The sequence below is a fragment of the Helcococcus sueciensis DSM 17243 genome (assembly GCF_000423145.1).
Taxonomy (GTDB): Bacteria; Bacillota; Clostridia; order Tissierellales; family Peptoniphilaceae; genus Helcococcus; species Helcococcus sueciensis.
In genome coordinates, this window is sequence record NZ_AUHK01000003.1 from 1 (window position 1) to 10,993 (window position 10,993).

The 10,993-nt window shown below is 26.4% G+C and carries 10 protein-coding genes; 1 reads left to right on the plus strand and 9 read right to left on the minus strand.

The features are described from left to right. Positions 1-227: transposase (locus G534_RS0101300; protein ID WP_156896558.1), on the plus strand; the 227-nt coding region annotated here is incomplete at its 5' end. 535 nt (positions 228-762) lie between these two features. Here G534_RS0101300 and G534_RS07605 read toward each other — a convergent pair. The 9 genes from G534_RS07605 to purF form a co-directional block, all read right to left on the minus strand. After that, positions 763-1,425 carry an ATP-binding cassette domain-containing protein gene (locus tag G534_RS07605; protein WP_051177369.1) on the minus strand — a complete coding sequence of 221 codons (663 nt, stop codon included), beginning with the start codon at positions 1,423-1,425 and terminating at the stop codon, positions 763-765. 7 nt (positions 1,426-1,432) lie between these two features. Beyond that, positions 1,433-2,428 carry a hypothetical protein gene (locus G534_RS0101310; RefSeq protein WP_027347516.1) on the minus strand — a complete coding sequence of 332 codons (996 nt, stop codon included), beginning with the start codon at positions 2,426-2,428 and terminating at the stop codon, positions 1,433-1,435. Next, positions 2,418-3,425, minus strand: a complete 1,008-nt coding sequence (locus G534_RS0101315) for a hypothetical protein (RefSeq protein WP_156896559.1) — start codon at positions 3,423-3,425, stop codon at positions 2,418-2,420. The genes G534_RS0101310 and G534_RS0101315 overlap by 11 nt, the downstream gene beginning before the upstream one ends. A 157-nt stretch (positions 3,426-3,582) precedes the next feature. Beyond that, positions 3,583-5,226, minus strand: a complete 1,644-nt coding sequence (locus G534_RS0101320; protein WP_027347518.1) for a formate--tetrahydrofolate ligase — start codon at positions 5,224-5,226, stop codon at positions 3,583-3,585. Positions 5,227-5,237: 11 nt separating this feature from the next. Further along, entirely contained in the window at positions 5,238-6,476 is a 1,239-nt protein-coding gene (gene purD, locus G534_RS0101325) for a phosphoribosylamine--glycine ligase (RefSeq protein ID WP_027347519.1), read from the minus strand. Between the two features lie 17 nt (positions 6,477-6,493). Beyond that, positions 6,494-8,014 carry a bifunctional phosphoribosylaminoimidazolecarboxamide formyltransferase/IMP cyclohydrolase gene (gene purH / locus G534_RS0101330; protein WP_027347520.1) on the minus strand — a complete coding sequence of 507 codons (1,521 nt, stop codon included), beginning with the start codon at positions 8,012-8,014 and terminating at the stop codon, positions 6,494-6,496. Further along, on the minus strand, positions 8,011-8,574 hold the full coding sequence (gene purN / locus G534_RS0101335) for a phosphoribosylglycinamide formyltransferase (protein ID WP_027347521.1): 564 nt from the start codon (positions 8,572-8,574) through the stop codon (positions 8,011-8,013). The genes purH and purN overlap by 4 nt, the downstream gene beginning before the upstream one ends. Continuing rightward, positions 8,571-9,575, minus strand: a complete 1,005-nt coding sequence (gene purM, locus G534_RS0101340; RefSeq protein WP_027347522.1) for a phosphoribosylformylglycinamidine cyclo-ligase — start codon at positions 9,573-9,575, stop codon at positions 8,571-8,573. The genes purN and purM overlap by 4 nt, the downstream gene beginning before the upstream one ends. A gap of 2 nt (positions 9,576-9,577) precedes the next feature. Then, positions 9,578-10,993 carry an amidophosphoribosyltransferase gene (purF, locus tag G534_RS0101345; RefSeq protein ID WP_027347523.1) on the minus strand — a complete coding sequence of 472 codons (1,416 nt, stop codon included), beginning with the start codon at positions 10,991-10,993 and terminating at the stop codon, positions 9,578-9,580.

The window sequence follows — 10,993 nt, forward strand, 5'->3', positions numbered from 1 at the left end:
CTACTGATACTAAGATTTCTAAACGTGGTTCTCCTTATCTTAGACGTGCTATTTGGCTCGCTGCTAGTGTTGCCGCCTTTAAAGATCCTGCTTTGTCTGTGTATTATCAAAAGCTTAGACAAAGAGGTAAGGCTCATGGTACAGCTATTGGTGCAGTTGCTAGAAAACTTACTAACATAATTTTTGCTGTTTTAAGAGATAACAAAGCTTACATACCTAATATTTAATTGTTATTAAATTTTTCTAAGCCTAAATTTTTAGGCTTGTTTGACGTGCCATAAATTTCAAGATAAATTATTTTTTATTTTCTCTTGACATTTGATAGCTGGTCTTAATACTATTATTGTTTTAGGTTCAGTAATAACTAATTTAAATACAAATATAATTTATTATCTATGCTAAACTTATAAATTTTATTTTTAAAATATATATCAATTCAATATATTCCTTATATTATTTATTATATATTTATTTGATTACGTTTTCAATATTTTTTTTATTTATTAATCATATATATTGTTTAAAATACTTTGCAAATCTAAAAAATTTATAAAAATTTCTTTATCAGTATTAGTAACTATCATTGAAACAAAAAATAGGAGAATAAATATCGAACTAAATATTAATTAAAATATTTTTCATATCTATCTCCTATGTTTATATAATTATAACTTATCTAAATATCATGAATACGTTTTCTTCGTTATAACATATTCTTATTTTTTATATAAATTTTTATTATTGATAAATTATATATTTTTGTTATATCAATTCTCTATTTTCTATTCTAAATATCTTAAATTCTTCTAAGTTAAAGAAATTTGTATCATGGCTTACTAATATTATAGTCGTATCCTTTGGAATTTTATTAAATATATAATTGTAAAAATTACTCTTAAGATGTGTATGAAGAGCAGCTGTTGGTTCATCAAGTATTAGCACCTCTGGATTGTTTATTAAGGCTCTGCTTATTGCAACTTTTTGCTTTTCTCCACCAGATAAATATTTTACCTTTTTGCCCAATAATTCATGTAAATCAAATTCATTACAAATTTCATTAAATCTATTTTTCTTTTCTTTACTATTATATTTCTTAGAATACATTAAAGGGATTGTTATATTATATTTTACAGTTTCATCATCTAATAGAAGATAATCTTGAAATACAAAACCAAATGTTTCATTTCTTAAAAGTCCTAATTTTTTTGAACTAAAACTTTTAATATTTTCATCATTATAATAGTAATTGCCATTATATTCATTATCTAACATACCTATGATTTTAAGAGTGGTAGTTTTACCTGAACCATTTTCCCCTTGAATAAGAACCTTATCACCTTTATTTATTTCAATATACGTATTTTCAAGAATTATAGTTTCATTAACATTTTTGTATGATTTTTTTAATATATCTATTTTAATCATTTTTACCTCAATACAAAATTGAACTTTTTATTTTTCTTAAAAACAGCAAATTATTTACAAAAAATATTATTATATATCCAAATGACATTGCTAATATAATATAAAACCTTGGATTAATATTAAAACCATTTAATACATTTAATATAATAAAATTATTCAATATAATAATCGTATTTAGTAATGCTGTTCTATAAAAAATATCTTTAATAGTTGCGCCATGTATATAATGAATTAAGTATTCTTTTCTTAATTTTGTAAATAATTCATGATAGAAATAGTATAGAGCATAATTTAGAAGTATGATATTTAATCCATTAAATACAAATATATACTTAAATATAAAGCCTATTTCATCGACTTCTTTACTTTCAATAATTTTTAGATTCGCAAAGGAATTATCAAATATATTTTGTAATATTAAAAGACTATCTTTATCTGATGTACCAACGGTATCTAAAATATTTAATATCTCCGATTTATCAAGACTATCATAAGATTTTATTAATTCATCCTTATTTATAATTTCATAAATATAGTAAGCTGAAGATATATCTTTCTCAGGTATTGTTGTAATCTTTGAAATCTTTTCATTGATAAATTTATTATTTATACTCTTAAGAGAAATATCATCAATAGGATATCCTGCAAACAAATAGGCTTTGTTATATTTACTATCCGATCTATTATCAAATATGCTTATTTTTTGTTGATACTTTTCTGAAAAATACCTACTAATGAAAAATGTGTAATTATATTTTCCAAAATAATCAAATAAATTACTTTTTAATTCCTTGTTTATATCATCAAATGAAATAGGTACAAGTTCTAACACAATATCTTTATCAGATTTATTTTGTATTTCATTATTAATGCCAAATATAACTGAATCAATTGAACTTAATATAGGAATAGATATAAATAAAATAATAATATTAAATAATACTATTCTTTTAAAATTCCTAAAAATATCTCTAATACCATAATGAAAAAGTCTATAAAACATATTTAGCTCCTTCTTCATCCACTGCTTTAAACATTATTATTGTTTTTATAGCAGTTATTAAAAATATTAAAATCAATAATATAATATTTAAAAATATCATATTAGATAAAACTAAGTAATTAGTTGCAATAAATGTTAAATATAGTAAGACCACTAAATCTGAAGCTATAAATATTATAAACAAATAAAATACATTAATCCTTATAAAATTAATCAAGAAACTTAAACTATCAGCACCATAAATTTTATTGATGTATACATCTTTTTTCTTTGAATTAGAAAATATTATTATGCTGAAAAATAGAATTAATAATATCGATATCAAACTAGTTGAAATGATTTTTTCATACAATCTACCAAATAAAAATATATTAAACGCGTCTTTTAACATTTTCAAATTGCTTTTTTTTATCAATTTAAAATTTGATTTTAATAAATTAATTGTAGAAGAATCAATATCTCCATTTTCACTAAATACATATAATTTAGTGATTTCATTAGAATCAATTGAAAATAGATTTTTAACTAAAATTATATCATTCTCATAAATAGAGGCATCATAATCAAAGTAATTTATAATTTCTGTATTAAATCTATTTTCCAAGGGAGTAAAATCTATTTCAGATTTTTGCATAAGATCCCTTATAGAACCAATATATATACTTACATTTTTATTTTGTATATAGTCATCATTTGAAAAATATCTAAATATATCTGCATTAAGAATTTTAGAAGAATTAATATAATAGTTATTATCTGGATTATATAAACCAATAATAGTTTCATCATTTGTTTCTGCAATTATATTAATATCCTTATAATTTTTAAGCTCATCTAGATTAAAGTCTGAATCATTCACTTTTTCAAATTCTAAATAATCTTTAGGCATATTATATTTGTTATTATAAAACGAATTACCAATTAAATAATTAAATCCCATTAAAAAAGCTAAATTAGCTATGAAAATCAATGAATAAACTCTTTTATTAAACTTCATAATTTTTAATAAACTAATTTATATTTAGTTTATCTATCTCCTATATTTATATAATTATCACCTATCTAATATTATGAATACGTTTTCTTTTTTTTATTATAATATATTTTTATTTTCATATCAATCCTTATTTTTGATAAATTATACATTTTATGTGCTAATACAAATTCACTATATTCCCTTTTTCATCTACATCTATTGCCAATGCATTCGGTATTTTAGGTAATCCTGGCATGGTTAAAACTTTATTTAAATAAACTACTATAAATCCAGCTCCGGATCTAATATTTAAATCTGTAACTGTGATTTCAAAATCAATAGGTCTTCCTATTAATTTAGGATTATCTGAAAGTGAATTTGGAGTCTTAGCTATACATATAGGTAAATTATTAAATCCTAGTGACTCTATTAAAGATAATTTTTCTTTAGCTTTCACTGAAAATTTAACTCCCTTGGCTCCATAAATTTCTTTTGCAACTATATTAATTTTATCTTCTATGGTATCTTCATCTTCGTAAATAAATTTTAGTTCTTGATTATTATTTTCAACTATTTTAACTAATTTATTTGCTAAATCTATAGCTCCATTTCCACCTTTTTCCCAAACTTCAGTAAGTGAAAACTCTACTCCTATTTCTTTTGCCCATTCTTCCATTAATAAAATTTCATTATCTGTATCGGAAGTAAATTTATTTAATGCAACTATAACTGGTAAATTATATTTTTTCATATTTTCAATATGTTTTTCGAGATTTTTAATTCCCATTTTTAAAGCTTCTAAATTTTCAGATTTTAAATTTTCTCCCAAAACTCCACCATGAAGTTTTAAAGCTTTGATAGTTGCAACTATTACAGTCGCTTTTGGTCTCAATCCTGATTTTCTACATTTTATATCTAAGAATTTTTCTGCTCCAAGATCTGCACCAAAACCTGCCTCTGTAACTACATAATCACCATATTTAAGAGCTGTTTTTGTTGCAATTACTGAATTACATCCATGAGCAATATTGGCAAAAGGTCCACCATGTATAATTGCAGGATTATTTTCCAACGTTTGTACAAGATTTGGATTTATCGCATCTTTTAATATTGCTGTAATCACACCTTCTATCTTTAAGTCTTTAATATAAATCGGTTGATTTGATTTATTAAATCCTATTAAAATATTTGATATTTTTTCTTTTAAATCATCAAGATTTTCTGCTAAACATAGAATAGCCATAATTTCACTTGCAACTGTTATTTCAAAGCCTGATTCTCTTTCATCTTTTTTACCATAATTGATTTTGATATTTCTCAAAGCTCTTTCATTCATATCTAATACATAATTAAATTGAACTTTTTCAAATTCTAATTCATTACCTTGAAAAATATGATTATTAATTAATGCCATAATTGCATTATGAGCTGAAGTTATAGCATGTAAATCCCCATTAAAATGTAAGTTGATTTCATCCATAGGTATTACTTGTGCATAGCCACCACCAGTAGCTCCACCTTTTCTACCTAAAACTGGTCCAAATGAAGGTTCTCTAAGTGCAACTACAGATTTTTTTCCAATTAAATTTAATCCATCTGAAAGTCCAACTGTAACTGTTGATTTTCCTTCTCCTGTTGATGTAGGATTGATGGAAGTAACTAATATTAAATTCTTTGATAAATCATTAAACTTGTCAATTTTTATTTTTGCTTTATAATCACCATATTTTATTAAACTATCTTCATCTATACCTATTTTTGAAGCAATTTCAGATATTTTAAGTTTATTTGCTTCTAAAGAAACTTCGTAATCGGTCTTCATTTGTACTCCTATTATTTTAGCGAAAAATGTCCAATATCTTTTCTATAAAAAATATTATCGCATTCTATTTTTTGTATGCTTTCGTAAACCTTAGAAATAGCATTTTCTAAGTTATCATCTTCTTCACAAATCAACAATAATCTTCCACCATTTGTATAAATTTTGCCATCTTTTTCTATAGTTCCCATATGATAGATTTTTGAAGTAAGATTTTCTAAACCTTTAATTTCGTATCCTTTTTTATAATCTTCTGGATAGCCTTTTGAAGCTATTACGACTCCTACTCTAGCTTTATTATTCCACTCTATTTCAATATCTTTTCCATCTATAATTGCATTTGAAATATCGTATAAACTTGTATTTAAACTTTGTAATACAATCTCTGATTCAGGATCACCAAATCTTACATTGTATTCAATAGTTTTTATACCTGATTTTGTTTTCATTAGTCCAGCAAATAATATACCTTTGAATTCTCGACCTTCATTCAGCATTGCTTTTGCAGTAGGAATAAGTATCTTTTCCATAGCTTCTTCTATATCAGTATCTGATATATTTTTGATAGGCATATATACTCCCATACCGCCAGTATTTAGACCTTTATCTCCATCAAATGCTCTTTTGTGGTCTTGAGCAATTTTCATAGGATAAACTTTTTCACCTGATACAAAAGCCATCAATGAAAATTCTTCTCCTTTTAAAAATTCTTCGATAACTATAGTATTACCCGCATTATCAAATTTTTTATGAAGCATTATTTCTTCTAAGCTGTTTTTTGCTTCTTTATAATTTTTTGGAATTACTACTCCTTTTCCAGCAGCTATTCCATCAGCTTTAATAACTATTGGAAATTTACAATTCTTTAAATACTCTAAAGCTTTTTCTATATCATTAAATATTTCATATTCAGCTGTAGGAATATTATATTTTTGCATAAAATCCTTTGAAAAAGCTTTACTTCCCTCAAGAATTGCAGCATTTTTTCTTGGTCCAAATACTCTAATACCTTTATCTTCAAGCTTATCTACTAGTCCATCTACAAGAAAAGCTTCTGGTCCTATAAATACTAAATCAATTTTATTATCTTTACAAAATTTAGATATTTCTTCCTCTTTAATATCTATACATTTTCCAAATTTATTTACACCAGGATTTTGACCTAGCATAAATACTTCATGATTCTCATTATTAAATTTTTCTGCAATAGCGTGTTCTCTACCACCATTTCCTACAACTAATATCTTTGCCATATTTTTCCCTTAATTTACTAATGTTTAAAGTGACGCATTTTTGTAAATACCATTGAGATATTATTTTCATCACATGCATCTATTGATTCTTGATCTTTAATTGAACCACCTGGTTGAATAATTGAGCAAATACCATGTTTTGCAGCTAAATCAACACTATCTCTCATTGGGAAAAATGCATCTGATGCAAGAACTGCACCTTTTGCTTTTTCACCAGCTTGTTCTAAAGCTATTTGACATGATCCAACTCTATTCATCTGACCAGCGCCTACGCCTATAGTTTGTCCATTTTTAACTAATACTATAGCATTTGATTTCACATGTTTAACTATTTTATATCCAAATAGTAAATCTTTCATTTCTTCTTCACTAACTTGCTTTTTAGTTACTGTAACTAATTCAGCAAAAATTTCATCATCATAGTCTTGAACTAGAATTCCACCTCTAACTGATTTTATTAATTGTGGATTGTTGTTAGTTTTTTTATTAATTTTATATATTCTTAAATTCTTTTTAGATTTTAATAATTCTAAAGCTTCATCATCATAATCTTCAGCTAATATAATTTCTAAGAATATATTATGCATTTCTTTAGCTGTTTCTATATCAACTTTTCCATTTATCGCTACAATTCCACCAAATATAGATACGGGATCAGCATTGTATGCTCCCATAAACGCATCATACACAGTATTCCCAAGTGATACCCCACAAGGATTCATATGTTTCAATGCAACACATACTGTTTCATCAAATTCTTGTAGTATATCAAGTGCTGCACTTGCATCTTGTATATTGTTGTATGACATCTTCTTGCCATGCAATTGTTCCGCATTTTGAAGAGCATAAGACGTGTTATTATCATCGATATAGTGAGTTGCTGATTGATGTGGGTTTTCCCCATATCTAAGCTCATCTTCTTTTGTAAATGTTAATATTAATTTTTCAGGGTTTAAATTATATTTTTGATTAAAATATTTAGCGATTACTGAATCATAATAAGCAGTTTTATTGTATACCTTAGCCGCTAAATACGCTCTTGTTTCTAAACTTGTATCTCCATTTTTTGTGATTTCATCAAGGACTTTATTATAATCAGTTATATCGGTAACTACTGTTACAAACTTAAAGTTTTTAGCAGCAGATCTTAACATACTAGGACCACCGATATCTATATTTTCTATAATTTCTTCATCAGTAACATTCGATTTTTTTAATGTTTCTTCAAATGGATATAAATTTACACAAACTAAATCTATGTATTCTATATCATTTTCTTTAATTTGTTTCTTATGATTTTCATCATCTCTTTTTGATAAAAGTCCCCCATGTACTTTCGGATTTAATGTTTTTACTCTTCCATCTAAAATTTCAGGAAATCCTGTAAAACTATCTATGCTAATACAATCAATATTATTCTCACTTAGATATTTTAAGGTTCCTCCAGTAGAAATAATTTTATAATTATTTTCAACAAGTCCCTTAGCAAATTCTACAATATTCGTTTTGTCACTTACACTAATTAATGCCTTTTTCATTTTTGCTCCTTAAAAACGTTTATCAATGTATTAGGATACAATTTATGTTCTAATTGATGAACCCTATTTGTTATTTCATTTAGATTTTCACTGTAATCAACGATAAATTTATCTTGTACAATTATTTCCCCATCATCTACTTTTTCATTTACATAATGAATACTAACTCCTATTTCATCATCTCTATTGTTATAAGCTCTTTCGATTGAGTTTATTCCTTTATATAGAGGTAATAAAGAAGGGTGAATATTGATAATTTTACCAGTATATTTTTCTAGAAAATGTGGAGAAATTATTCTCATATATCCCGCTAAGACTAAATAATCCATTTCTTTTACTTTATCAAGTATTATATCTTCGTATTCTATCTTTGAATTAAAATTTTTTGGATTAAATACGAATGTATCAATATTTAAATTTTTAGCACTTTCTATTACTTTTGCTTTTGGATTATCACATACTAATAATTTTATATTACAATAGTTTTTAAGTTCTTCATTTTGAACAAGATTTACAAAATTTGATCCTGTTCCTGAAGCGAAAATAGCTATATTTATCATACGATTTCTATTCCTTCTTTATCTGTAACTTCACCTAATATAAAACTATCATTTACCATTTCAAGCACTGTGTTTACATCTTTTTTATCTACTACTATTACAAGTCCAACTCCCATATTGAACACTTGATACATTTCATCTTCATTGATATTTCCTTTTTCTTGGATATATCTAAATATTTTAGGAACTTCATATGCTGATTTATCTATTTTCATTCCAAGACCGGATTTTAGACATCTTGGTAAATTTTCATAAAAACCACCACCAGTAATATGAGAAATACCTTTAAGATTAACTTTTTCCATTAATGGTAAAATATCTTTTACATAAATTTTTGTAGGAGTTAATAAAGCTTCTCCAACTGTTGAATCTTCAAATTTTTCATTTAAATTAATATTATTATCTGCAATAATTTTTCTTATAAGGGAAAATCCATTTGAGTGGAATCCTGAAGATTTTACACCTATTACAATTTGTCCAGATTCAGTATTTTCAGAGGATACCAATAAATCTTTTTCTTGAGCACCTACACAAAAACCAGCGATATCATATTCTCCTTCTTTATAAAATCCTGGCATCTCTGCTGTTTCTCCACCTATCAATGCCATATCGGATTGTATACATCCATCTGCAACGCCTTTTACAATTTGTTCTATTTGATCTGGGTTATTTTTACCGACTGCAAGATAATCAAGGAAAAATAGAGGTATTGCTCCTTGAGCAAGTACATCATTTACACACATTGCAACAACATCTATGCCGATGGTGTCATGTTTATTTAACTCAAATGCTAATTTTAATTTAGTTCCTACCCCGTCTGTACCACTTACTAAAACTGGATTTTTAAAGTCATAAGCAGATAAATCAAATGCTCCACCAAAACTTCCAATCATAGACATCATGCCTTTATTTCTAGTTTTTTCAACATGTTTTTTTATTTTTTCAACAGATTCATAGCCTTTTTCAAGACTTACACCCGATTCTTGATATTTACTGCTCATAATTAACCCCTTTGTTTTTTTAAAAATTCTTTCTGTATATTAGTTAATTCCTGATTAAATTTCTCTTCATTATCTCCTAAACCATCGACATATGATGCATTGAATATATCCAGTGATATTCCAGACTGGTCATTGTCAATATTGAGTCCGATTGATTCTTTAAGTCCTTCTATTGATAAGAAATCTAAAGAATCAGCACCAATTTCCTCGCAAATTTCATCCTTGGTTTTATTTGCTCCTCTAATTTCCTTAGATGTTTTCATATCAATTCCTGAAAAACTCGGAAACATAATCAATGGTGATCCTATTCTCACATGAACTTCTTTTGCTCCAGCATTTTTTAACATCTTAACAATTCTAAAACAAGTAGTTCCTCTAACAATCGAGTCATCAAGTAAAACAACTCTCTTATCTTTTACTACATCTGATAAAGCAGAAAGTTTCATCTTGACTGCTAATTCTCTCATATTTTGAACAGGGTTAATAAATGTACGACCAATATATTGATTTTTAATTAGACCCATTTCATATGGAAGACCTATTTCTTCAGCATATCCTGACGCTAATGAAAGTGATGAATTCGGGACTCCGACAACTATATCTGCATCTACAGGACTTTCTTTTGCTAAAATATTCCCAGTTTTTTTTCTTACCATATGAACATTTCTTCCTAAAATTGTAGAGTCTGGTCTTGCAAAATAGATAAACTCCATGGATTCAACAGTTATCTTACCTGGCTTAGTATATGATTTTACTTCATATCCATTATTATCAATCTTAACAAGTTCTCCAGCCTCGATATTATCTATAAACTCAGCTCCTAACACATTGAATGCACATGTTTCAGATGCTATTACAATAGAATTTTCTAATTTTCCTAAAACCAAAGGTCTAAAAGAATTTTTGTCAACAAGACCATACATTGCATTTTGGGTTAAAACCACTATAGAAAACGCTCCTTTTAATTTTGATACTGAATCTATTAGTTTCTCTTCAAAAGTTTTCTTTTTACTTCTTCTTAAAAGATGAATAATTAACTCTGCGTCTGATGCAGAATGAAAAACAGCTCCATCTTCTTCTAATGATTTTCTAAGACTTAGGTTATTTATCAAATTTCCTGACATTGTAATACCAATATGTTCATCATAAAATTTAAACAATAGAGGCTCAATATTTTGAGTAGTCTTAGTTTGTCCACTAGAATACCAGACCGATCCAAAAGCATTGTCTCCTGTCAAATTGGCAAGTATATTTTTGTCATTAAAAACTTGAGTTAATAGCCCAATATTTCTGTATCCCTTTAGTTTCTTATCATCACCTGACACAATTCCTGCACCTTCTTGACCTCTGTGTTGCATACTATGAAGTGCAAAATAAGTTAAATTTGCTGCATCTTTATTATTCCAAATACCAAACAT